At 43.3% G+C, this 24,926-nt stretch carries 25 protein-coding genes; all 25 read right to left on the bottom strand.

All coding sequences use genetic code 11. From position 1 onward, the window contains the following. Window positions 1-32 precede the first annotated feature (32 nt). Window positions 33-1,292: an ABC transporter substrate-binding protein gene (locus E4T82_RS01030; RefSeq protein ID WP_135181049.1), complete on the bottom strand. Its 1,260-nt coding sequence runs from the start codon at window positions 1,290-1,292 to the stop codon at window positions 33-35. An 18-nt stretch (window positions 1,293-1,310) separates the two neighbouring features. Continuing rightward, on the bottom strand, window positions 1,311-3,626 hold the full coding sequence (locus E4T82_RS01025; protein ID WP_135181048.1) for a glycoside hydrolase family 65 protein: 2,316 nt from the start codon (window positions 3,624-3,626) through the stop codon (window positions 1,311-1,313). A 224-nt stretch (window positions 3,627-3,850) separates the two neighbouring features. Further along, window positions 3,851-4,270: an RDD family protein gene (locus E4T82_RS01020; RefSeq protein ID WP_135181047.1), complete on the bottom strand. Its 420-nt coding sequence runs from the start codon at window positions 4,268-4,270 to the stop codon at window positions 3,851-3,853. A gap of 721 nt (window positions 4,271-4,991) precedes the next feature. Further along, on the bottom strand, window positions 4,992-5,975 hold the full coding sequence (locus tag E4T82_RS01015) for a LacI family DNA-binding transcriptional regulator (RefSeq protein ID WP_135181046.1): 984 nt from the start codon (window positions 5,973-5,975) through the stop codon (window positions 4,992-4,994). Window positions 5,976-6,470: 495 nt separating this feature from the next. Continuing rightward, window positions 6,471-6,938: an SsrA-binding protein SmpB gene (gene smpB, locus E4T82_RS01010; RefSeq protein WP_135181045.1), complete on the bottom strand. Its 468-nt coding sequence runs from the start codon at window positions 6,936-6,938 to the stop codon at window positions 6,471-6,473. 2 nt (window positions 6,939-6,940) lie between these two features. After that, the gene (gene rnr, locus E4T82_RS01005) at window positions 6,941-9,274 is read right to left on the bottom strand and encodes a ribonuclease R (protein WP_135181044.1); all 2,334 of its coding nucleotides are present in this window, start codon (window positions 9,272-9,274) and stop codon (window positions 6,941-6,943) included. Between the two features lie 195 nt (window positions 9,275-9,469). Then, a complete protein-coding gene (secG, locus tag E4T82_RS01000; RefSeq protein WP_067088520.1) occupies window positions 9,470-9,703 on the bottom strand; it encodes a preprotein translocase subunit SecG in 234 nt (77 codons plus the stop codon). Window positions 9,704-9,748: 45 nt separating this feature from the next. Beyond that, window positions 9,749-9,898, bottom strand: coding sequence for a 50S ribosomal protein L33 (rpmG, locus tag E4T82_RS00995; protein WP_075099873.1), 150 nt, complete (start codon window positions 9,896-9,898; stop codon window positions 9,749-9,751). Further along, window positions 9,898-11,100: a multidrug efflux MFS transporter gene (locus E4T82_RS00990; protein ID WP_135181043.1), complete on the bottom strand. Its 1,203-nt coding sequence runs from the start codon at window positions 11,098-11,100 to the stop codon at window positions 9,898-9,900. The genes rpmG and E4T82_RS00990 overlap by 1 nt, the downstream gene beginning before the upstream one ends. A gap of 4 nt (window positions 11,101-11,104) precedes the next feature. Then, window positions 11,105-11,701 carry a dephospho-CoA kinase gene (gene coaE / locus E4T82_RS00985; protein ID WP_135181042.1) on the bottom strand — a complete coding sequence of 199 codons (597 nt, stop codon included), beginning with the start codon at window positions 11,699-11,701 and terminating at the stop codon, window positions 11,105-11,107. Then, window positions 11,698-12,522, bottom strand: coding sequence for a DNA-formamidopyrimidine glycosylase (gene mutM / locus E4T82_RS00980; RefSeq protein ID WP_135181041.1), 825 nt, complete (start codon window positions 12,520-12,522; stop codon window positions 11,698-11,700). The genes coaE and mutM overlap by 4 nt, the downstream gene beginning before the upstream one ends. A gap of 10 nt (window positions 12,523-12,532) precedes the next feature. Beyond that, window positions 12,533-12,964, bottom strand: a complete 432-nt coding sequence (locus E4T82_RS00975; protein WP_135181040.1) for a GNAT family N-acetyltransferase — start codon at window positions 12,962-12,964, stop codon at window positions 12,533-12,535. A 24-nt stretch (window positions 12,965-12,988) separates the two neighbouring features. Then, entirely contained in the window at window positions 12,989-13,459 is a 471-nt protein-coding gene (locus tag E4T82_RS00970) for an NUDIX hydrolase (protein ID WP_135181039.1), read from the bottom strand. A gap of 31 nt (window positions 13,460-13,490) precedes the next feature. Further along, entirely contained in the window at window positions 13,491-14,390 is a 900-nt protein-coding gene (era, locus tag E4T82_RS00965; RefSeq protein ID WP_135181038.1) for a GTPase Era, read from the bottom strand. Window positions 14,391-14,399: 9 nt separating this feature from the next. Continuing rightward, window positions 14,400-14,801: a diacylglycerol kinase family protein gene (locus tag E4T82_RS00960; protein ID WP_135181037.1), complete on the bottom strand. Its 402-nt coding sequence runs from the start codon at window positions 14,799-14,801 to the stop codon at window positions 14,400-14,402. Continuing rightward, window positions 14,782-15,279 (bottom strand): rRNA maturation RNase YbeY, encoded by a 498-nt coding sequence (gene ybeY / locus E4T82_RS00955; protein WP_135181036.1) that lies wholly within the window; start codon window positions 15,277-15,279, stop codon window positions 14,782-14,784. Before ybeY ends, E4T82_RS00960 begins: the two co-directional genes overlap by 20 nt. A gap of 60 nt (window positions 15,280-15,339) precedes the next feature. Continuing rightward, a complete protein-coding gene (locus E4T82_RS00950; protein ID WP_167753529.1) occupies window positions 15,340-15,807 on the bottom strand; it encodes a VanZ family protein in 468 nt (155 codons plus the stop codon). Between the two features lie 146 nt (window positions 15,808-15,953). Further along, a complete protein-coding gene (locus E4T82_RS00945; protein ID WP_135181034.1) occupies window positions 15,954-16,658 on the bottom strand; it encodes an HAD family hydrolase in 705 nt (234 codons plus the stop codon). Window positions 16,659-17,036: 378 nt separating this feature from the next. Then, complete coding sequence (locus E4T82_RS00940; RefSeq protein WP_228065007.1) at window positions 17,037-18,377, bottom strand: PTS sugar transporter subunit IIC; 1,341 nt, start codon at window positions 18,375-18,377, stop codon at window positions 17,037-17,039. Next, window positions 18,378-18,818 carry a DUF3284 domain-containing protein gene (locus E4T82_RS00935; RefSeq protein WP_135181033.1) on the bottom strand — a complete coding sequence of 147 codons (441 nt, stop codon included), beginning with the start codon at window positions 18,816-18,818 and terminating at the stop codon, window positions 18,378-18,380. Then, window positions 18,819-19,148 carry a PTS lactose/cellobiose transporter subunit IIA gene (locus tag E4T82_RS00930; RefSeq protein ID WP_135181032.1) on the bottom strand — a complete coding sequence of 110 codons (330 nt, stop codon included), beginning with the start codon at window positions 19,146-19,148 and terminating at the stop codon, window positions 18,819-18,821. It lies immediately after the preceding gene. A gap of 3 nt (window positions 19,149-19,151) precedes the next feature. Next, the gene (locus E4T82_RS00925; RefSeq protein ID WP_135181031.1) at window positions 19,152-19,463 is read right to left on the bottom strand and encodes a PTS sugar transporter subunit IIB; all 312 of its coding nucleotides are present in this window, start codon (window positions 19,461-19,463) and stop codon (window positions 19,152-19,154) included. Between the two features lie 15 nt (window positions 19,464-19,478). Next, window positions 19,479-21,461: a BglG family transcription antiterminator gene (locus E4T82_RS00920; RefSeq protein WP_135181030.1), complete on the bottom strand. Its 1,983-nt coding sequence runs from the start codon at window positions 21,459-21,461 to the stop codon at window positions 19,479-19,481. Window positions 21,462-22,291: 830 nt separating this feature from the next. Further along, window positions 22,292-23,401 (bottom strand): DUF871 domain-containing protein, encoded by a 1,110-nt coding sequence (locus E4T82_RS00915; protein ID WP_135181029.1) that lies wholly within the window; start codon window positions 23,399-23,401, stop codon window positions 22,292-22,294. 8 nt (window positions 23,402-23,409) lie between these two features. Beyond that, the gene (locus E4T82_RS00910) at window positions 23,410-24,813 is read right to left on the bottom strand and encodes a glycoside hydrolase family 1 protein (protein WP_135181028.1); all 1,404 of its coding nucleotides are present in this window, start codon (window positions 24,811-24,813) and stop codon (window positions 23,410-23,412) included. Window positions 24,814-24,926 lie beyond the last annotated feature (113 nt).

Here is a 24,926-nt window from a genome sequence, read left to right as displayed (position 1 = left end):
AGAGAGAGGTAATCCCCTCTCTAAACTACTTTTTACTTGCTGAGTTTACTATTTGCATCTTCATCAATTAATTGTAATGCCTTCACTAAATCAGCTTTAGTTGCTCCTTTTTTGAAGACATCTGAAATGAAGTTGCCGTATGAACTTACAAGTGTTGGTAGATTAGTACCATCTTGCCATGCAATCGCATATTCGATAGCATTTTGGTGGACTTGAAGGCGTGGATTATCTGCAAGGAATTGCGAACCTTCGGCAACGTCCGGACGAGTTGCAAGTGTACCCACTCCTTCTGTCCAAGAAGTCATTCCTTCTTTACCAGATACATATTGGATCCATTTATCTGCTAAATCTTTTGATTTTGTATGTTTATATTCTCCCCATCCAACAGTAAACTGCATGGTTGATTTGTTACCAAGGAACGTCATATTGGGAATAATATCAAAGTCAATGTCCTTGTATTCTTGTTGGAACACTTTATAGTTCCAGTTACCTGTCAGCGTAAGGGCAAATTTACCCGTACCGAAACCTGCTCCTTCATCACCCGCACCAATATCCTGTGGCACAGCAAAGGCACCTGTGTTAAACAAATCAATTGCAATTCCAAGATTTTTAAGAATCGTTTGATTTGACATATTTACTTTGCCATCTTTATCAATCGGATCTTGACCTTCTGCAACAACAAATGGCCAGTTACGTGGAAGGTCTGCATTGAAGTTCATCAAATAGACATTTCCAGCGCCATAAGCCGCATCAATTTTTGCCTGCGCTTCTGGTGCCCATTTGATTAATTCTTCGTATGAAGTTGGAATGTCTGCTACCTTCAAACCAGCTTTTTCAAAAATCTTTTTATTCACATATACTGCTAGTGTTGATACATCTTTTGGCGCTGCATAGATTTTTCCATCTGTTTCAAAGGCTTGTGCAATCGTTGAGTAGAAGTCATCTTTGTTAATGACATCAGATAAATCGTTCAAAACTCCTTCTTTTTGTAAATATGGATAAAAGCTTGAATCGATATAGAAAACATCCGGTGCCGTTCCGCCTGCTAAGTCTGTCGGCAATTGCGTCGTGATGTCTGTATAGACTTTTGACTCTACTTTTGCATCATGATCTTTTTCAAACTGCTTAATCAATTTATCAAGTGCTGCATTTTCAGTATCATTGCCTTTCCAATAACCAATGGTGATCGTTTTACTATCCGCTGATTTTGAAGAACTGCCTGAACAAGCAACAAGCGTGCTAGCTGTAAGAACAAGTGCTCCTGCACCTAAAACTTTTTTCCAAGTTTTCATAAGAAAATCCTCCAAGATTTATAAATTTATTGTAACCGAATTAATAAGTTTATGAGTTTGTTCTTTGTTGATAAACTCAATCACAGGTCCTTCCGATTTATCAATTGTAACAGAAGTTTGAGTAACATGAACAGATACTGATTGGCCTTGATAATCAAAACCAAAATCTAAACTCGTCCACTCTTTAGGCAAATGTGGCTCTATGCGGAGTTTTCCGTTTACGATGCGTACACCACCATATCCAAAGACAACCATCTGCCAAATACCACCAAGACTTGCCGCATGAATCCCCGGGTCCGATGATTTCATATATTCGCCCATATCAATATTGCTAGCTTGTTTAAAGAAATCATAAGATTGATCTAATCTCCCAAGGTCAGCCGCTAAAATGGCATGAGTTGATAAACTAAGAGAAGAATCATGAGTTGTTTTAGGCTCGTAATAATCAAAGTTCTTTTCTTTCAGTTCTTTTTCAAATAACCCTTCAAACAAGAGAAGTAAGAGAAGTACATCGGCTTGTTTGGTAATCTGCATCTCGTTAACTTGGTCTAAATTGTAATCATGAAAGAGCGAATCCACACCATCTGATTCTTTGTATTTGCGTAAATGAATCACGGCCTTTGACAAATACGAATCATCTTGAGGAAGAATACTCTCTTCTGTCGGTTGAGGTAAGAACATCTTTTGTGATTTTTCAGTTAACGTTTCCACTAAGTCTGCCAACTTAAATGTTGCATCCAACTTAGCATAAACATCTGCCTGATTGATTTTTAAATCCTCAATAAGAGTTAACACATAAGCCATATTCCAGTGAGCTGTGTAGTTGGTATAACTGTTATTATTTACATGTTCTTTATACTCATCGGGACCGATAATATCATTGATCTCGTAAACCTCTTTTTCAGGATTGTATTCCAATCGACTAGCCCAAAATTTAGCTGTATCAATGAGAATCTCATAGCCTTTTTCTCTAGCAAACTGGTCATCACCTGTCACATCCAGATATTGCTTCACGCCGAAAGCAACATCAGAGGTGATATGCTGTTCGATAAAGCCTGACCAAATTTTTGTTGCTTGACCAGTAACAATATCTGCAGCACCCCAAACAGGAGTAACTTCACCATCGGTTGGCCACGCAGCTTCCCATGGGTACTGAGCACCTTCATAACCATTGCTAGCAGCCTTTTTTCGAGCACCCTCCAGTCCAAGGTAGCGATAGGTCACTAAACTTTTAGCGATTTCAGGATGCGTAAAGTTGAAGTAAGGCAACATAAAAATTTCTGTATCCCAAAAAGTATGTCCTTTGTACCCCTCCCCAGAAAGCCCCTTGGCACCGATATTCATACGTTGATCATGAGCAGGGGTCATGACATGCAAGTGATATTGTGCAAAACGAATAGCCAACTGGTCTCTGTAATCTGAACTCTCAATACGAATCGGATGCTTGTTCCAAATTTTTTCCCATTCTTGAGCTGATTCCTGCAATAAATCATCAAAAGAGTTCGATTCAATTTGTTTCAGTTCTTCAACTGCTACCCGACGCATGGTGGCTGTATCATGATCTTCCAAGTCATTATCGATTGAAGTATAGATAGACCCTCGCTTTTCAATCTTGCATGATTTTCCAGCTTGCACATCAAAACGGTAATTCATGAAAAAACCACGTCGAGCAGTCTCAGGTCGATGTTCTGCCAGCTTTGCATCTAAAAACATATGTTCAACAGTTTGCACAAATTGAATATGAGATTGAGTCGTTTTCGGCATCATCTGGATGAAGCGCCCATCCATCAAGCCTTTTTCACCATCTGTAAAATGCTGGCTACCTTCATTACTAAGTTGACCATTGATTCCTGAACGAATCCTCGCTTTTATATCTTGCTGGCTCAGATTTTCTATCGTTACTTGACTTGCGAAAAAATGACGACGGGCTTTTGATATAAAGCGACGGAAGGTCAACTTGACATGGATGTCTTCCAACTGCCAAACAAATTGTCTAACCAATTCCCCCGTTTTAAGGTTCAAGGTTTTGGTATAGTCACTGACCTGCCCTTGTACCAGAGATAAATTGCGATTATTAAAGAGAAAACTCATTCCTAGCATATCAGGAACATTCGGTAATTCTGTTACCTCATTTTCATCAAAAGCGTTGAAAGTCCCTGCAACAAAAGTGTCACGAACTTCCCCGACATAAGATTCTTCTTCACTGCTACGCGAAGCCATATAGCCATTTCCCAAAACCATGATACTCTCTGTTTTGCCAAGAAATGTCTGATCGAACCCTTTTTGTTGAATTTGCCAGAGCCTATCTGGACTATAATGCATTAAAGTTTCCATAAGGTCCTTTCTATTTATCAAAATACGTTTGATTTCTAAAAATCAATACAATAAAACCAAATAGAAACAATCCAATTGACAATATCCAAGGAACCTGCCAAAAGATGCTTGCTATACAAATACAAGTAGCTATCACGGCATAGACTACTAATGGTTTTATCATGTCATACTGATGTCTAAAAAACCAAGCAACTCCATAAGCACACATCCACACCAGTAGAAAACTAATGAAGAGTGGTATTGTTTTCAGTTCTTCCAAACACTCTCACCTCACTTCTCCCAACGATATCATGCAGAAATCTCTGTTTCTTGCTATAAATAGCAAGGGAAATTACTATAAAGATTAGACCCACAAAGTGTGGTAAAAAATATAGTAGCTTTGCAGCTTCTCTTTGTCCCATTTCCGCAAATGAGTTAACATCTGGATACACTTGTAATTTCGCAAAATATTTGCCTAACGTTTGACCTTTGAATGTAGTCGTACAGACCACATTGTAAATCAAGAAAAGGACTTGAGCCATCCACAGGTAATGTCCCATTTGTCCTTTAAAAAGAACGAATAACACAAATTGTAGCGGAAGGTAAATCACAATCATATCAATTAAAGCTGCTAAAATTCGCTGGATAAATATCAAAACTGACATTGCTGAAATCTTTCTAAAACGTTTTAGTCAATCTCATTATATAGTAAGCGATTTCATTTGTCAATATAAAAATAACATTTTCTATCAGATGTAGCACATTTTTATGTTCACCTACTATCTGAGTATAGAACTCTCGCCACAGATAGCTTGAGTTCATAGGTGAAAGTTCCCTAGATATAGACATTTCGTTTACATTTAGTATCTTTTGGTATTTCCCGATTGAAATAGTTCCCCGAACTATTTCAACCTCCTACGGAGTTTCATCCCTCATTTTTGAGACAAAGGTCTCAAAAATCCCGTCCTAGACACGAACAACAGTATTGTCCAGGATACCACTATATCGGGAAATATCTTTAAAATGCTCGCTTCGCTCGCGTCTTATTTGATAGGTAACTACTTATTCAAATGTACTGTTTATGAACTAAAGTAGTATATAGAGTATAAAAAGAATAGAAACAAAAAAGAAGCTAGAACCAACGTACTAGCCTCTTCAGATTTTATTGAATGGAACATTTTAACCTAGTAACTATTAAATGTTAATCAGTCAACATGATACAAATAGTATCAACCTTGAATGATATACATTCAGATCATTCAGCAGACTATTTTAGTCCAAGATAAACGATAAGAGTGAAAGAGCACCATGTCTCTAGCATCACAGTCTGCATCCCATTTCCTTTTATATATCATTTCCTACTCTTTATCGCAAGTGAGGATTTCTTTAAATACATGCACTTTCTCTAATACAAATCCTATGCGGAATCAGACGGTGATGAATCTCCCCTGTTTCAATTTGAGTGAGAAGATCTTTGACAGCATTTTGTGAAATCAGCTTCATATCTTGCCGAACGGTAGTCAGACTTGGTGTCACATAACTCGCTAAAGCAATATCATCAAATCCAACAACAGAAATTTCATTTTGCAAGCCTCTTAACTTTAATGCATTAATAATCCCTATCGCCATCAAATCACTGGCTGCAAAAATGGCATCAAATCGCTCTAAGTCCTTTAAATTTAAAATTAAATTGAAAGCTTCTTCTTCTGAATATTGAGCATACAATACGGTAGCTTCTTTTACTTGAGACCGATAGCCCGCCTCGCGTTTTTGAGAGACCTCTGCTTCCTTTGTCCCATTGATAAAGAGGATATTGGGATGACCAGTTGCTATCAAACGTCTGGTTACCTCAGCAGCTGCTGCTTGATTGTCAATCGAAATCGTCCCAATGGCTCCATTATCCACTTTTAAATCAATCGCTACCGTTGGAAGCGTAATACTATCTAGCTCCTTGTAGTAGGGATCTGTTGTTTTCAATCCTTGAATGATAATACCGTCAATACTATGCTCCGAACAAAATTGTTCTAGAGATTTCTCACCTTGTTTTTTGGCTGTCGTCGCATAAAAAACAAATTCATAGTCTGTCTCATCTAGATAATTACTGACTTCACTCAAAATTTCAAAGGGCATCGTTAAACCTTTAACAACTTTAATTTCATTCAAGATCAGAGCGATAATTTTGGTGTTCTTACTGGACAGTTGCCTAGCCGCTTGACTAGGGATATAATTCAGTTTCTTTGCCGCCTCATAAACTTTTATTTTAGTCTCTTCACTAATATCACCGTAATGATTGAATACTTTGGAGACTGCACTGACTGAAACTTTTGCTACTCTAGCAACATCTCTAATGGTGATTGCTTTCTTGCCCATTTCTCTTCCTATTTCGTCTACATAATTTGTTACATATTTTACTATAAAGTAGCATCCATGTCTACATCCAAGCCGATAAAATCCCGTCTTCCCTCTATTTTTGAAAACTACGATGATAGCCATCACTATTAAAGATACTCTATAAAAATCGAATTCTGACTAGCTTCCACAATTGAGAATTGTGGAAGGTTGGAAATAGAACGAGCATAGCTCGCCCCTTACAATTGAGAATTGTGGAAGGTGAGAAATAGGGCGAGCTTAGCTCGTTTCCACTGAACCATTAGTGCGGACTGTTGCTGACAGTCCACACTCTACACCAAGAAGAAAGCAAAGCTACACTTTGCCGTATTTCCCGATTGAAATAGTTCCCCGAACTATTTCAACCTTCAACAGTCCACTGGACTGTTGAAGCAAGGTAAGTTAACAACGTCAGAGTTTGATTTTTGACGAGTATGAGAATTCGGATAATATGCTGTTTGTGCTTTTGAGTCCGTTCTACCTCGCATTCATTGCCTTCATCATGCGGGCAATGTCGCGGTTTTGTTCGCGGCGTTTGATGGACTCGCGCTTGTCGTAGTCGTGTTTTCCCTTGGCAAGGCCAATCAAAATCTTGGCAAAGCCGTCTTTGAGGTAGACCTTGAGAGGCACAAGGGTCATCCCTGTTCCCTTGACTTCCTGTTCAAGGCTTTCAATCTGCTTCTTACGTAGGAGCAATTTGCGCGTTCTGGTCGGATCTTGATTCCAGATATTGCCCTCATCGTAAGGGGAAATGTGGACATTATTGAGCCAGGCCTCGCCTTTTCGAATCTGGGCAAAGCCGTCTTTGAGATTGATTCGACCTGCTCGGATAGACTTAATTTCCGTCCCAGTCAAGACCAGCCCTGCTTCAATGGTATCCACAATGCTATAGTCATGACGGGCTTTCTTATTTTGTGCGAGGACCTTTCCTTCACCCTTTGCCATCTCTATCTCCTTTTTTTGCGTTTTGGTTTCGCCACTTCCTTATAAAATGACTTCTTTTTCTTGTCTTTTCTTTTTTTATTGGAAGCATGAAGCGCTCCCTCTTGCTTGTGTCCCTTGCCTTTACCACGACCTGTCCTATCTGAACGATCCCGATTGGCATGGCTCTTGCTTTTGCGGACTGCTTTGAGTGGCGACTCCAGTACATCCAGTTCAGACGGTACATGGGCAAAATCAATCTCACCTGTCAGCTTGTCTGCCCGCGTCAGCTTGATGCGAATGCTTTGACCCACACGAAAGACACGTCCTGATTTTTCCCCCTTTAGCGTCAAGGTTCTTTCATTGTAATGGTAAAATTCAGGCAGGTTTTGAATGTGAATCAAGCCCTCGACCGTATTTGGCAACTCGACAAAGAGACCAAACTTGACAATGCTGGACACCACACCGTCAAATTCCTGCTCCACAAATTCCTGCATGTATTCGGCTTTTTTCATGGCTTCCACTTCGCGCTCAGCCTCAATCGCACGGCGCTCCAAGCTCGATGTTTGCTTGGCAATGGCAGGAATGGTAGCTTCAAAATGCGCCACCACTTCTGGCGTAAGATTGCCATATTCCCGCACCATGCGGTGCACCAAGAGGTCAGGATAGCGCCGAATCGGGCTGGTAAAATGCGTGTAGTAATCCGCACCTAAGCCGTAGTGTCCGTGGTTATGCTCCGAATAGCGAGCCTGCTGCATCGAACGCAACAACATCATATTGAGGACATCGGCATAGGATTCCCCTGCCACACGCTCCATCAACTCCTGCAAGGCCTCGGAGCTAATGGAGCTAGCTGTCCCTCCAATTCCAAGACCAAAGCTGCTGGCGTAATCGATGAACTTCTGTAATTTATCTGCCTTTGGCTCCTCGTGAATTCGATAGATAAAAGGTAGGTCTAACTTGCTAAAATGCTCTGCAACCGTTTCATTTGCGACCAGCATAAAGGACTCAATCATTCGCTCTGCAATACCACGCTGGCGCAGTTGAATGTCGACTGGCAGACCGTCCTTATTGACGATGATCTTGGCTTCATGGGTATCAAAGTTGAGCGCACCACGCTTGACCCGCATCGCTTCCAGGGTTTCATGGAGCAAGACCATCTTCTCCACACTCGGCACGATTTTTGAAAATGCTTCTAATTTCGCCTTGTCCCCTGCAATCATCCAATTGACATCGGCATAGGTCATACGATAAGTCGTCTTGATGACGGTCTGTCCAATCCAATACTTCACCACGCGCCCCTTGCGGTCAATCTCCATAATAGCCGACTGGGTGAGGCGGTCCACATGAGGATTCAGAGAACAAATCCCATTTGACAAGCGCTCAGGCAACATAGGCACGACACGGTCTGTCACGTAGACCGATGTCCCACGATGGAGCGCTTCTTGATCAAGCGCTGAGCCTTCTGTCACATAGTGGGAGACATCTGCGATATGGACCCCGAGCTCTAGATGACCATTTTTTAGTTGCTTGATATGGACCGCATCGTCCAAGTCCTTGGCATCTGCCCCGTCAATGGTAAAAATAATCTCCTGACGCAAATCCAAGCGTCCTTCATAGTCCTTTTCTGATGGCTGATCTGGGATTTGATTGGCTTCCGCCAAGACCTCCTCTGGAAATTCAGAGAGAATATCCATGGATTCGAGCACTTCCAGAACATCAATCCCCACGTCGCCCTTGTGTCCGATGACGTCACGAATCGTCGCTACAAAATAATCCCGTTTTTTGTTAGGATATTGCTCGATATCGACCTTGACAATCTCTGTCCCATCTAAAACAAGAGCTGATTTTTTTAGGTAAATCGGCTGGTTAATCTTTTGATTTTTCGACTTGATGTAACCCGCGTATTCCTTTTTATCTTCATCAAAAATGACCTGACCGACAGCTGTCTTGAGACTATGCTCTAAGATGTCGATCACTTCTGCTTCGGCTACCGTCCCCTTGAGACGGTCCGCCACTTTTTTAATCGCTACTTCAACCCTATCGCCCTCAATGGCATGGTTGACATCATTGCGCCCAATAAAGAGGTCATCTTCTGCTTCATCCACCGTGACAAAGCCAAAGCCATTTTTATTGGCACGGAAAATACCTGTCAGGGTCACGCAATTCTTTTTCTTCTTTTCTGGCAAAGCAATTCTGCCCTGATCATCAAAACGTAATTGTCGGCGCCCCTCCATACTGGACACCTGCTTGACCAAAGCTGTGAATTCTTTGGCAGACCTTACTTGAAAATGGTCTGCTAGTTGATCCATGGTCACAGGACCAACTGTTTCAATATAGTCAATGATTTCTTTTTTCATGTTTCTCTTTTCGGTGTATATAATACTCAAAGAAAATCAAAAAGCAAACTAGGAAGCAAGCCGAAGGCTGTACTGGAGTACGGCAAGGCGACGCTGACAACGTTTGAATTTGATTTTCAAAGAGTAAAAGCTATTTGAATCTAGTCTGTTCCCTCTCCATGATAAAAAAGAGACCAAGAACAAGTCCCAGTCTTTTTACTTACTTGAAATAATTACCAAGGCCAGCGCAATCAACATCCAGCAAAAGACGAGAATAGCGGTCAAACGCTGCATCACAGCCTCGAAGCCCCGCGCCTTTGTACGTTCAAAGAGGGCTCCTGAACTGGCGTCAAATACGTTGCTCGATTGATTTTTAGCTGGTTGCATAAAGATTGCGATAATAATAATAGCAGATAAAATTAAAAGAATGGTCAATAAAACGTTATACATATTTTTTCTCTTTCTTTAAGAACTCCCAACAGTATACCATAAAACTCATTTCGTTTCAAGGTGCAACGTTACTTTTCTCTCTTTTGGACAATATTTTAACACTTCAATTTTCTGCGGATGCGTTTTGCTGTTCTTACTGGTCAAGTAATTTTTACTGCCACATTCTGAACATTGTAAATTGATTTTAACTCTCACTAAATTTCCCTTACTTTCAAGTAATTTCTAAAGCTAAAGAGAGACCAGATCAGATTGACCATGACAAGGCTACAGGTCACATAAAAGACCCAGCGATAACCTAGATAGGTGGCAACTCCTGACCCCAGCATAGGACCCAAGACAGAACCCATATACATAAAGGTTTGATTAAAGGAGAAAATCCGTGAAATACCCTCTTTAGGCGTTAATTTTGCCAGCAAGGAATTGACAGATGGCAGGAGCGCTCCTGTCCCAAAGCCATATAAAAAGCGCATGACACCTAGTTGTAAAGGCGTTGTAGCATGGGCATTGAACCAATTCATCACAAAACTGTAGAGCAAGGCTAGCAGTAACAAGCGATGATTTCCAACCTTATCCCCTAATTTTCCAAGCTGAGGAGAACTAACCATGGAAGAGACTCCCATAGCAGAAATAATCATTCCTGAAACAAATAAAAGATTTTCTGTTTGCCCCAAATGACGAATATAAAGGGTCAATATCGGCACCACTGACTGGGCCGCCATTTGAATAATCATGCTGGTCACAAACAAACTCAGTACAATCTGCTTGTCTTTAATCTGATGAAAGACCTCTCCTAAGCACATCTCCTGACCTGCCTTAATCGGTGTGAAATCTTCCTTGATGTAAAAGTAGGTCACAACGGTCACCAGTAATAATAGAACCCCTACAATCAAAAAGACCAGTCGCATGCCAACAACTTCTGCTAAAAAGCCTCCGAGCATGGGGCCAATCAAGGTTCCTGCGACCAGACCTGTGGATAGGGTTCCAAGAGCGTAACCTGTTTTCTCCTTGGGAACTTGACTAGCAATCAAGGCGGTCGAGTTAGGCACATAGCCTGCAAACACTCCAGTCATAATCCGCAAGAGAATCAACCAAAAGACATTGGGGACAAAAGCCAGTCCGCCCATACTGAGAACCATGACTGAACTCGCACGAACCATCATTGGTTTTCGGCCGTAGCGGTCCGCCAAACTCCCCCAAATCGGCGACATAATCGCTGACGCCAAGGCAGTGGTTGATACCGCTAGACCGGCATAAAACTCCACCTGATATTGCGGGGCTCCTAATTCCTCGACAAATACAGAGATAAAGGGCATGACCATGGAAAAGCTAGCCCCCATCAACACATTTCCGACCCAAGCAATTTTTAAATTCTGTTTCCAAATTTCCTTATTAAAAATATCATCATCTTCTTTCTATACGCTGTAAAAGCTGATCAACTTGTTCATAAGTTGCAAGCCTTTCTCCACCATTATCAATCTGATATGGGGTTCGCTTTTTCTTTTCTTCCAGAGGCATTTGCGCAGCTAACCGCTGTTTCGCTGCCTCCTGATCTAGGTGATTGCGCTTCATTAGCCGCTCCATTTGTAGCTCGGACTCAAGTACAACAAGCCAGATCTCGGACACGACCTCCTCATAGCCCAGTTCAAAGAGCAAGGGAATATCCATGAATAGTACCGCCTCATGCTCGGCTAGCCGATCACGCTCAGCTAATAAGGCCTGCCGAATAATCCTATCCTGCAAGTAGGAGAGACGCTCACGGACCTCTACTTGCTCAAATACCAAGCACCCCAGTTGCTGGCGATTCAGCTCCCCATCTTTGGCTAGAATGTCTGTACCAAATTCATCTACCAATACCTGATAGAGCTCGCCCCCCTTTTGTTGCAACTGGTGGACGATTTGATCCGCATCAATCACCTGATAGCCACGTTTTCGTAAGTAGCTGGTCACCGTGGATTTGCCCGAAGCAATCCCCCCTGTTATCCCGATTACTTGTGTCATGGCGCCACCTGACACTGGGGACAGACATGCGTTCCACGACCAGATAACTGGAACTTGACAATTTCTGTCTGACAGTTGGGGCAAGCCTGTCCCTGCTTTCCATAGACTTGTAGATAATCCTGCATGGTGCCGTCCATACCAAGCGCATTTTTGTAGGTCCGAATGGTCGAACCTCCTTTTTCAATGGCTAATTGCAGGACGGCAATAATGGCTTGGTGCAAGGCTTTGCTTTCCTTGACGGAAAGACTGTGGCTCGTCCGTGCAGGATGAACCCCAGCTTGAAACAAGGCTTCATCTACGTAGATATTCCCCAACCCCACGACCAATGTCTGATCTAAGAGATGCGCCTTAATCGGCTTTTTCGATTTGGCTAGCCGCTCCTTAAATCTGGCATAAGTGAAATCTTCTACGGTCGGCTCTGGCCCTAATTTTTTAGAGAGGAAATAATCCTCCACCTGCTCCTTGCCCAGCAATTCCAGCGTGCCGAATTTCCGCACATCTTGGTAGACCAAGTGGCTACCGTCGGTAAAGGTGAAAAAGGCGTGAAAATGCTTATTTTCTGGCACCTTATCGGGGAAATAATTGTACTTTCCCTCCATGCGCAAATGAGAAATCAGGACAAAATCTGTCATGTAAAACAGGAGGTATTTCCCCCGGCGCTTGATTTCACAACATTCTTGACCGACGAGTACCTCACAGAGGACATCTGCTCCTGTCAAGACCATGCGTGGATAAGCAATCTCCACTTTCTGAATTCTTTTTCCAACAACCAGTCTTTCTAGCCCTTGACGGACCGTCTCGACCTCTGGTAATTCTGGCATAGGGCTCCTTTCATATTTCTACGATATAATGAATACTTCGGCCTACTTCGCGAAAGCCAATCTTGTGATGAAATTCCTGACTGGTAGTATTGTTTAAGGCACAATCTGAAGCTAATTGAGAGCACCCCTGCTCTTTAGCCCATTGTTTGGCAAACGTGAGCAATTCTCGTGCGATTCCTTGCTTTCTAGCTTGCGGTAACACAGCAATTCCTTCCAAGTAGGCAATCGGTAGGCTAGAGCAGCCCTCCACATATTCTCTTCGGATAGATAAACTGAGCCAAGCAAGAGCTTTTCCTGACTTCCAGTATAGAAATTCATAGGGAAAGTCTTCTTTCAGAAAGCGCACTCGGAGTTGCTCTAGATTACTTGTCCATACTTTGCTGGCAAACGATAACCAAACATCCACTTCATCTGGCTGAACGCTTTTGATTTCTACCTGCACTCCTTACTCCTTCCTGATTCAAACTCAATGTCCCATGGCAAAGGAATCGTTTAGAAATTCATCTAACATTAGACGATGTTTTGCAGAAATTGTATCCAAACCAGTGATTTCTGCTGGCGAGAAAAAACGAAGTTCCAAGGTTTCCGCATTGCGAAAATCCGTAATCTCAACCGTTTTCTGAGCCGCAACTTCATAGAGAAAAACCACCGTCTGCACCTGATCCCCATTGGGATAAACTTCCTCAAAATTAGTATAGGCATTCAAAAAGCGAACGGGCTCTACCACGACGCCCGTCTCTTCTAAGAATTCACGCTTGAGGGTATCAACCGACGATTCGCCTAACTCCATGGCACCACCTGAAATCGCCCATGTTTTCTTATCCCCACGCAACTGCAGGAGAACTTCACCTGCGGAATTGGTCAAGATTCCTCCTGCAAAGGTGAGAATAATCTTCTCATGCCCAACTTTTGAACGGATATAGGAAATGTAATCCATCACTTTTCTCCTTAGGCCTCATTGATAAGTATTAATACTCTTTTTGATTATAGCCAAAGTCTGCGAGATCCAGTTTCTTGTCGCGCCAGTTCTTCTTGACCTTGACCCAAGTTTCTAAGAAGACCTTGTCTCCTAGCATCAACTCGATGTCACGGCGGGCCATGGATCCAATCTTCTTGAGCATGGAACCAGCCTTGCCAATGACAATCCCCTTCTGACTATCACGCTCCACCATAATAGTGGCACGAATATGGATCTTATCTGTGTCCTCGTCTCGCTTCATGCTGTCAATGACCACAGCGACTGAATGCGGAATTTCCTCTCGGGTCAGGTGAAGCACTTTCTCCCGAATCATCTCAGACACCAAAAAGCGCTCTGGGTGATCTGTAATCTGGTCTGCTGGAAAATATTGGAAGCCTTCGTCAAGGTTGTCTTTCAAGATTTCCATAAGACGGTTGACATTATTGCCCTGAGTGGCAGAAATTGGGACAATTTCCTTGAAGTTCATCTGCTGTCTAAAATCATCAATCTGCTCCAAAAGCTGGTCTGGATGCACCTTGTCAATCTTATTGACCACCAAGATAACAGGAACCTTAGCCGCTTTTAGGCGCTCGATAATCATATCGTCTCCCTTGCCTCTTGGCTCATCGGCAGGCACCATAAAGAGAACAGTGTCCACTTCGCGCAAGGTGCTGTAAGCAGATTCCACCATAAAATCCCCCAAGGCTGTCTTGGGCTTATGGATTCCCGGCGTATCAATAAAGACAATCTGCTCAGTCTCTGTCGTATAAATTCCCATGATTTTATTGCGCGTTGTCTGTGCCTTGTCACTCATAATGGCAATTTTTTGCCCCATTACATAGTTGAGAAAGGTTGATTTCCCAACATTTGGACGTCCTAAAATAGCTACAAAGCCTGATTTAAATGTCATACATACCTCTTAAAAAATCACATTCCAAATTTTTGGAAGAAAAATCAGTAGCCCCGTCAAAAGAGCAAAACCTGATACAAACAAAACCGCACCTGCTGCCATGTCCTTAGCATTTTTGGCCAACATGGAGAAGTGATAACCTGACGCCAAGTCCACCACATTTTCAATAGCAGAATTGACGATTTCAAAGGCGATAACCAGACTAATACTCAAGAGCAAAAACAGCCACTCGGTCATCGACACTTGAAAAATAAATCCCGCTATCACAACCAAAATCGCAGATACGAGATGTTTGCGCATATTACGCTCTTCCTTAAAAGCCGTAAAAAGACCTGTCACCGCAAATTCAAGGCTGGCAACCAGATCTCTATTTTTCCATTTTTTTTGTGAATTATTCTCGTGTAAGTCCATAAGCTGTCAGTATTTCTTCTTGTAATCCAAACATTTCTGCTTCCTCTTCGGGGGTATAGTGGTCATACCCGTTGATATGCAGAAAACCGTGCACAGCTAAAAAGCCCATTTCTCGTTCAAAACTATGGCCATACTCTTTTGCTTGCTCATGTGCCTTGTCAATTGAAATATACAATTCACCGATATAGGCGTCAAAATCCTCTAGCATCTTGCTCAGCTCAGGATTATCTAGCAGATCGTCCTCATCAAAGATAATCTGCGTTTCGGGCTTGTACTCTAGGCTTACCACATCTGTCGGACGGTCGATACCGCGGTATTTTAGATTCACCTCATGCACACGCGCATTGTCTACAAAGGTCACGACCATTTCTTTTTGCTCTTTGCCAATCTTTTGAGCTGCAAACTCAAGCAAGTCTCGGATCTGCGTTTGCATCTCCTCTGGCACCTGCTTTGTCTCATCTACCATTTCAATATACATGCATCACCACATTCTTTCTTGATTTTATTATATCACAAAGCAGAGAGAAAGGAAAAAGTGCTAGTCTATCTTTTGCAAGAAGAAGTTCAAAAGCCCTAACCGTACCACTGCGATACCAAGTGCTAGCCCTGCTATATTTAGGAGCATGTCCCCTGTATCGCAAATCCCAAGACTACAGGTATATTGGAGAAGTTCCACCCCTATCACGCCTAGACAGGAAAAGGCAAAGTGTTTCTTGCTGGTAAGCAGTGTCCCTAGAGGCACAAAGAGAAGAACATTCATCAAGGGAACAAAAACGCTTCCCGCCTGAATGTCTCGCAATGTTTCAACTGGATTTAGCCCAAACCCTCTAATGCCAATATTTTTAAAGAACAGTAGATAAGCTAAACAGGCAAAATAAAGAACGTAGAGCGCTCCAATCTTCTTCCTACTCACTCTTTCTCGATAGAAAAAGCTCAGCAAGACAAATACACTATAGCTCATGACGAGAATGACCAGCAATGGGCCCACAACATCAATCTCAGGCATACCTACTACTATCCGAGAATAATATTGGAAATAAAGATAGTGCATGAAGATGTAGCGACATACTAGAAATGAGACAAGGGCATTGACACTATCGAGTAGAAGCTCTCTTTTATCCCATCCACTTTCCTCCGTTGAAAAACTAAACCTTAACGACTGGCTAGCTTCTGAATCACACCGAGCAGATTTTGGCGTTTCTCAACGACCGCATCTGCTTGATAGGGACTGTCGGGAGCCTGACGTTTTCTGTGATTGAGCCAAATGACTTGCCAGCCTGCCCCTTTAGCACTGACAACATCATTTTCAAAGGCATCACCCACATAGCACATGTCCTCCGGTCGGAGCTGCAAGCGCTCTGCCGTCAAGTCAAAAATCGCCTTTGAGGGCTTAGCTATCCCTACTTGACCTGAAATAATGGTCGCATCCTCTGAAATCCAGTTGGTCATCTCCAAAGCCTGCAACTTACGCAACTGATGAAGGTGTGGACCATTGGTAATAATCCCCAGACGAATCTTCTTCTCGCGACAATAATCAAAAATAGCTGGTATTTCTGGACTGAGTTCGAGCTTTCCTTGGTTGTCCTGATACTCTTTTTGAATAGTCAGCGCCAATTCATCTGAAACAGCATACCCAAAGTCTGCCAAAGCCTCTTTCATACGGTAAATGTGGCTGGCTTCAAGGGTCATTTCCCCCGTACTTGCCGCCTCAAATACCTCATCGGCATGAAGTCGGAAAGCGATATAGAGGGCTTCCATTTGCTCGTCAGGGACGGAAAGGTAGAGCTGCACAGCACGCTTAAAGGGCTCTTCCTGATCATACAAGGTATCGTCTAAATCAAAAATCAATGCTTTCATGCTTCTATTCTAGCAAAAATCCAAATATATTGCTGAGATGAGACGATAATACTCACAGAAAATCAAAAATAGATGAAGAAACGCAATTGAAGATAGAACTGGGGTTCATCAAAATCAGTTGATGACTAGGTTGATAAAGTAACCTTTTGATGTTCAAAGAGTATAAAATGACAAAAGAAAGGAATCAGACACTAGGCTGGCATAAAGAAAAGCATAAAATCTTCTGGTGAAACACCTTGATTTTATGCTTTTTCGATTAGGTCACAGCCAGTGATAGTAGAAAGGTGAGAATGAGGCAAAACTCAGCCATTTCTTAGAGAGCGACTAAGCTCGCTTTCCTATTTATAGGCTCGGGCTAAAATCATCCACTGGATGATTTTAGTCCCCTACTTCTACCTTATTTGCTGCAATAACAAATGGCGTCCAGATGAGAAAGGCGATAAAGACATTAACTAAGGAAATGATACCTGCTAAGACATTCCCACCTGTTGCAAGGAAGGCATAAAGGCCTGGAGGGGTAATCCATGGGATGGATACGTAGACTGGTGGAATCAAGCCAAGAGCTGTCGCTGCATAGGCAATACCACAACAGATTGGCGGAACAATCAGCCACGGAATGACAAAGAGTGGATTCAAGACCATTGGAATACCAAAGGTAACTGGTTCATTGATATTGAAAATCCCCATCGGTGCTGATAATTTAGCAACAGCACGGTATTCTTGGCGTTTTGAAAAGAGGAAGACTGCAATGATAAAGGCAATGGTCACACCTGAACCACCCATTTGCCCGTAAGCATCGAAAGAGCCACGAGTCCAGATGTAAGGAAGGGCCTTGCCAGCTTCATGCGCTGCTGTATTTTCAAGGAGAGCAGGTAGGTAGATACCATCCAACACAGGTCCCAATACGTTGTGTCCATGAAGTCCGAAGAACCAGAACAATTGTACAAGGAAAGAAAGCAAGACAACGCTGAACCAACCTTGAGATAGACCAAGTAATGGTTTTTGAATGTAGGCTGATACCAAGTCGTTCAAGGATTGACCAGATAATTGTACTGCCATAAAGCCGATAAAGGCTGAAACGTAGATGGCTACAATCCCTGGAATCATGGAAGCAAATGCCTTGTTAACAGCTGGCGGTACCGTATCTGGCATCTTGATGATGATTTTCTTTTTCATCAAGAAGCAGTAAATTTCTGCTGAGAGTAGACCGATAATCATAGCAGTAAACAAGCCAGTCGCACCTGCATAGGCAACCTTGATGGCACCCCACTCAGAAGTTTCCAAACCGCTTTCTGAGATGGTCAAACCAAAATCTACCAAGGCTTTCACAACAGACTTATCAAGACCTGCCACATCTGTCACAATGGTCATGGTTTGTGGAATAGTCGAGATGAAGGCTGCAAAAGAAACCAAGCCTCCTGCAATCGGATTGAGCTTTTCATGTTGAGCTCGGTTGTAACCAAGGGCAAAGACGAAGGCAAACGCCATAATGGCAATCGTTCCAAAGTAAACACAACCATTTAAGGTGATGAGAGGTTGCATGCTTTCTGCAAAGCCGGTATTCCCCATGCTGTTTGGAATGTCACGCACCAAGACATTGATTAAGACTGCAATCGCCCCTGCCATGGTCAGTGGAAACATGGCGAGAAAGGCATCCCGAATGGCAACTAGGTGCTTCTGCGAGCCCAGTTTTCCTGAAATTTTCATAAATGTGTCCATTTAATGAACCTCCTTTTTTGTTGCAAATTCTGCAAATTTTTTAATTTGAAGAAGCATGCGCTTCTCTAAACTCCGTTTCATAAGAGGAAGCAATAATTTATAGTTGAGCTTGTTCCAGCGCCCTTCTGGCAGATAATCTTCGGTGTAGACAATTTCTACCTGATGATCTCCCACCTCTTCCAAGCGGTAGGTCAAAAACTGCACACCGCGGTTTGATTGAATCGCAACGGCGTAGCACTCCTTTTCCATCAACTGCTGCAAGGTCACTTTGACGGACTGACCCTCTTTTTTTCCGAAACGCTTGACGTAACTCAAGCCCTCTCTTATCTCAGACAGCGGAAGGGACTTGCCTGTTGCTCTTTGATAGTCCTCCTGAAACAATTCTAGGTATAAGGCATAAAAGGCTTCCAGTTGACCTGTTACTGTCAGACGAGCTTCCATCTACTGTCCTCCGATTTCCTCTATTCTGCGGTATAAATCAATCGTTTCCTTGGCCATATCCAAGAAGGTAATGGCATTCATCAAGTGGTCTTGACCATGGACCATTAAAAGGGAAACTTCGATTGACTGCCCAGCTGCTTCTTCTGCTAATAAGGCCGTTTGTGATTTATGGGCAATATTCAGAGCATGGTGGGCTTTTTCAAGGAAGCTTGCTGCTGCATCAAAATCCCCTTTTTTAGCTGCACGAATGGCTTCGACCGCATTGCCCTTAGCATCGCCCCCGTGCATAATGAGCCCCATAATCGCTTCAAGATTTGCTGGTTCTCCCATCGGCTACTCTCCTAATAATTTCAAGGCAAAGTCCAAGACGTTGGCTCCATTCATAGTGCCGTAGTCGACCATATTGATATCGCCAACCTTGATGTCTGGCTCGTAATTTTCCTTGTACTCGTCCAACATAAATTTGACCTGAGGTCCGACGAGCAAGACATCAATTGTTTTATTGGCTACCTCATCTGCAACTTCAGAAATCGGAACAGCCCAAATATTTACTTCTATGCCTTTGTCGCTTGCTGCTTTGAGCATTTTGGTTACTAACATACTAGTAGACATACCAGCATTACATACTAACATGATATTTTTCATTGTTTTCCTCCTTCCCTATAGTAAAGGGATAAATAGTTCTTTGAATTGTTGGACAGTTGGATTGTCCTGTAGTTTTTTCTGTAAATCAGGCGCATGTACAAAAGATGCGAGGGCTGGTGTGACCAGCTTCATCCGCTCATTTTTCCCTGTTGAGGGAGATAGCAGAAAGACAAAACGCACCTGGTCATACTCCTTATCCCAGTAAATCGGATAACGGCAAACAGCTATCACTACCTGTTCTTTTTGAGTCAGCGCCTTTGGCGGATGCGGAAAGGCGAGGACTTCCTCATAGACAACGGAGCTAAGATTTTCCCGAATCGCAATCTGCTTGCGGAAATCCTGTCGAAAGCGTGGGTCTCCTCCTTCTTCCAAGCAGTGAATCATCTGGGATAAGACCCTCTCCTTGTCCACCTGCTGATCAAAATACAAGAATTGCGATTCCTGAAATAATTGGGCTACATCTCCTAGCGGGCAAGCCTGTTTTTCTAGGCTCCTTTTGGTCACAGTTGGCTCTTCCCTCGTCCAGACCCTCTTGGTCATGTGGCTACGAATACGGGTAATGTCTTGCGGTTGCAACAAAACGCTGACCTTGACCACCGGAACGAGAAAGACCACACTACTCAAGTCCACCGAGGAGATGATAAAATCAATGCCTGTCAAGTCTTGCTCGGTCAAATCGAGATAACTCGCAACTTCTACAATGTCTAATTCTGCTGGAAATTCATTTTCCAGTCGCTGTTTCAACATCCTAGCACTTCCGTAGCCACTTGCACAAACGACTAGGACACGGTAGCGGACCTGTCCGCTCATTTTCTCCAAAGACGCCAAGACATGCAAACTAATATAGGCATATTCATCTTCTGTGATGGCTTGACCTTGTAATTCAGGCATAGAAGAGAACACTTCCTTGACTGCCGCAAGAACCTCGGGATACTGGGCTACAATCTCTTCTGTCAAGGGATTGACTAGCTGAATGCCATTGTGAATCCGATGCAGGAAGGGAATAAAATGCACCTTCAATGAATCGAGCAGATGTACATCCAGCTCTAAGGGAGTAGCTAGCTGCTGACCCAGTTTTTCCAAGCGCTCTCGTAGGTGTCTTGTCACGCTATCTGCTGTTTGATGGCTACCTGTTTCTTCTTTTCCTCCATGCAAGTGAATGGAGATATAGGCTGCTTCTTTCTCCGGAAATTCGATGGAAAAGCGTTCTGCTAAGCGTCCTAAAATCCTTGTTGCCACTTGGTATTCTGGACTCTTTCTATCTTCTTGATGGGAAACCAACTGGACTGGATTGCCCAGACGAATCCTGCTCATCATCAAAGCTAAGTGAACCACTAGATTATGCAAGACGAAGTCAGGCAATTGCAGCTGACCGTTTCGGCATTCATCGATGACAATCATGATAATATCCGAAAAATGACTTTCTTCAAGAACATCGTGCTGGAGTAGAGAAAAAACGGAATTTTGGAAGCTATCCATAAAGAAATAATCTTTGATAAAGTGGCGGATAGCAAGCTCGCTTCCTACGACCTGAATGCCTTTTCTGCTAATCTGAATCTCAAGTCTATAGGGGCGAACCAAGTCCTTTATTTCTGTCAACAGCTGAGACACGCTAGTCTTACTCAGGTATAACTCTTGGGATAGGGCCAAAATGGTCGGACTACCTGCCTCCAAAAAAAGTTTATGAATAATGTAGTGACGCCTATCTGTCGCTTCCTCCAGTTGGCTTACGTCCTTGACCAACTTATCCGACTGCTGCCACTCCTGCCAGTAGAGCTGAAACTGCTCCTCATCTCGAAAGGACAACTGGTAGCCATAGCCTGATTTGGAAATCAGCTCTACCCCTCTTTTAGCAATTTTATCCTTGATGATTTGCAGATACTTTCGGACGGTGCGGTCGCTCATGCCAATGGCTGCTGCAATCTTTTGACTGGAAATATAGGTTCCCTCATGCCGTAGCAAGACCTGCACAATCGCCGCCTCTTTTTTCGTTAGCATTTCTCACCTCCGATCTTTTTGTAAGCCTTTTCTTACTTTCTATTGTACCAAATATTCATCAAGCCTTCACACTCCTTTTTTCCGCAATACTGATGAAAATAGACGATACGAGTCCGTTAAAAACTCAAAGCGCACCCTGTTTGAAGAAACAATCCACTGGATTATTTCTTCTGTATCTGTAAAGCAGGCATAGCCTGCAACAGCTACAGCAAAATAGGAAATACGACGAGTGAAAAGCTCCAGTGGAGGTTTTCAGCCCAATCTCTAAAGGTAGCCACACCTGTAATCGGCTAAAGCTGGAACAGCTGCCTATCCACTAAAGGGATTCTCAGCTGTAACTCGCTAAAGCGAGAACAGCTGCCTATCTTTTTTACACAGCTCTTAGTCCGTGTTCAATTAAACAAATGAAATGTAGGGAATATCCAGCTAGCTACCGCCAACATGGAAGGATGACTTAACCAAGTTACGATAGCTTTTTCAAATGGACCTCGCTTTCTTATTTTTCACACAGTGCTTCGCTCGAGTTCAATTAAGTAGTGAGATTGTCCAAAAAAGTCCTAACGAAAATAGGAGATTGCTGCCGTGTTTAACGTAAACACAAGGCAAGCTATCTTTTTCATAGTGACTTTTAGCTCGAACACAATTCAGATTTCCACAAGATACGAGAGCGTTTGTCACAAGAATCGCTCGTTTTATTTCCAACCTTCAACAGTCTATTCCCAAACTGTTGAAGTGAGCAAGGCAAAAATAGGAGTTTTCACTCACCGAGGCGAGTTGACAAAGGAGCTGTTTGATTTTTGAAGAGTATTAAAAAACTAGGTCGGACAGACCTAGTTCTCACTCGTTTCTAAGCTAGCTTCTTTCAGCCGAAAGTCCTGCCACGGTTGCAGATACTCCAAAATCAGCAAGCTCCACGGTGTAAGTCGGGCGACAATATTGGCTTTCTCACTGACGGTAAAGGATTTGAGGGCAATCTGCAATTCCCCCTTGTAGCGCAGGTAGGCATCGTTATCAACGACAATTGTCCCTCTTGTGACCTCCTTGGACTGCGTACGTGGTGGAATACTGGCCTCCCGGTAGCGCACACGAGGCTCGATCGAGCGAATGACAAAGTCAGATACATCTCCCCGATACCGATGCGGAAAATCAAGGACAGCCTGTTCTACAGCGGTCAACTCTACCAAAAGCTCGTAGGCGAGCTCAATACTGTCTTGCTCCAAGACCTCAACTAGACCTGCCAGTTCTGTTTCTGTGATGAATTGATTGGAAATCAAGACCGTATCAAACAAGCCTGTTGCTTTCATCACCTCAGCCTGAACCGCCAAGGGCGCATGACGGATTTCTTCCAAGGTCGGAAGGCCTTCTGTCACAGGCCATGGGCCTTCTGTTGCAGTCGCTGCACTCAGAAAAACTGCGGTCTCAATCCCTCTTTCGTGATAGAAAGTGGACATGTCTAAGAAATGCTTGCGCGAAAGTCCTGTAAATTCATGGGGATAAAAATTGTGGCAGGCAATGATATTCTCCACATCTGCCCCTGCTTCTAATAACGCTGTCAGCAAGTGCTTATCCGTACTCATATTGAGTTCGATTTTGAGACCAGCCGTATTCTGCGTCAAGAGTACCATCTCAGCTAGTGGCAACGCCTCATCCAGACGAACACCTGCTAAGCCAAATTCTCGGCATTTTTCCACCAAACAATCGTGCCAGCCATTGGCCGCTAAAAAGGCTGGACTGATATCTGCAATCACTCGAATCCCCTTGCGATTCGCATAGGCAATAATGTCTTGATAGAGTTGGCCACAATCTGCCATGCCGTCTGACAGTTGCAAAAGGCTCATAAAAAGTCGCTTAGCCCCATACTTGGCAAGTAAATCAATATAAGCCAAGGACTGCTTGATGTCGTATTTCTCAGGATAGAGCGAAAATCCAAGTGCTAGCATAGCGCCTCCTATCTCTCAAAACCGTTGTTTTGACTTAGTTCTTTAAACCAATGACCTGATTTTTTGATCGTCCGCTCTTGGGTACCTAGATTCAGTTCAATTAGGCCATAGCGATTCTTATAGGCATTGAGCCAAGACCAGCAATCGATAAAGGTCCATAGCATATATCCCTTACAGTTAGTCCCAGCTTCTATCGCCCTGTGGAGCTCCACCAAATGGTCGGCGATAAAGTCAATGCGATAATCATCTTGAATCACGCCGTTCTCGCGGAATTTGTCCTCACCTTCCACTCCCATACCATTTTCCGTCACCAGCCATTCAATATTGCCATAATGCTCCTTGAGGTTCATGCCAATATCGTAAATGCCTTTTTCATAGATTTCCCAGCCACGGTGCGGATTGATTTTCTTGCCAGGCATATCGTAAGGCTCGTAGTAATAATGCGGTGTCAAAGGCTCGTCTTCACTTGGCTGACTGCTTCTAGCTTGCACACGCAGAGGTTGATAGTAGTTCACCCCTAGAAAATCAACCGTGTTTTCCTTGATGATGGTCAATTCTTCTTGCGTTGCTAACGGTAGGATGCCATGGTTCTCTAAGATGTCCACCAATTCAGGCGGGTAAACACCTAGAACAGATGGATCTAGGAAACTCTTGGTTTGGAACAGTTCGGCAATCCGTGCGGCATCTTGGTCTTCTTTGCTGTCACTGCGTGGATAGGCTGGAGTCAAATTCAAGACAATGCAAATCCGGTGGTCTGGATGCGCTTCATGACAGGCCTTGACAGCTAATGAACTTGCCAACTGCGTATGATAGGCAACCAAGGCGGCCGCCTTGGCATCGATCACACCTGGCAGATGAAAATCTCCCAAATACCCACATTCGACAGGAACAATCGGCTCATTGAAGGTTATCCAAGTGTCTACGATATCACCAAACAAGTCAAAACAGGTCCTTGCATAGCGCTCATAGGCATAGACCGTCTCCTTGTTTTCCCAGCCGCCACGCTCCTGAAGAGCGTATGGTAAATCAAAATGATAGAGATTGACAATCAGCTTGATTCCCTCATTCACAATGCTCTTAAAGACCTGATGGTAGAAGGCAACCGCTTGCTCATTGACTTCGCCTGTCCCGTCTGCAATCAAACGTGACCACTGAATGGAGGTCCGAAAAACCGTGTGCCCTGTTTCTTTCAGAAGCTGGATATCCTTTCGGAAATGCTGGTAAAAAGTAGAGGTCTTTTCAGGACCTACCTGATCAAAAAAACATTCTGGCTCCCTTTCATACCAAGCGTCCCAGTTGCTTTTGGTCTTACCATCTCCAGCCACAATCCCCTCACTCTGTGGGCCAGAAGTCGAACTCCCCCACAAAAATCCTTCTGGAAAACGATAGAGTGTTTTTACTGTTTCTGACATAGTGTCTCCTTTATGACTTGTTTTATTTCTAGTATAATCCTCCCACTTCCCTTTGTAAATGTTTTCAAAAAAGATATTTTTCCACATTCTTAAGGAAAGCAAACGAGTCATAC

This window comes from Streptococcus cuniculi (assembly GCF_004570575.1).
In the GTDB taxonomy this organism is placed as follows: Bacteria; Bacillota; Bacilli; order Lactobacillales; family Streptococcaceae; genus Streptococcus; species Streptococcus cuniculi_A.
Note: the sequence above shows the minus strand (reverse complement) of the source record. Positions and strands in the feature narration are given on the sequence as shown.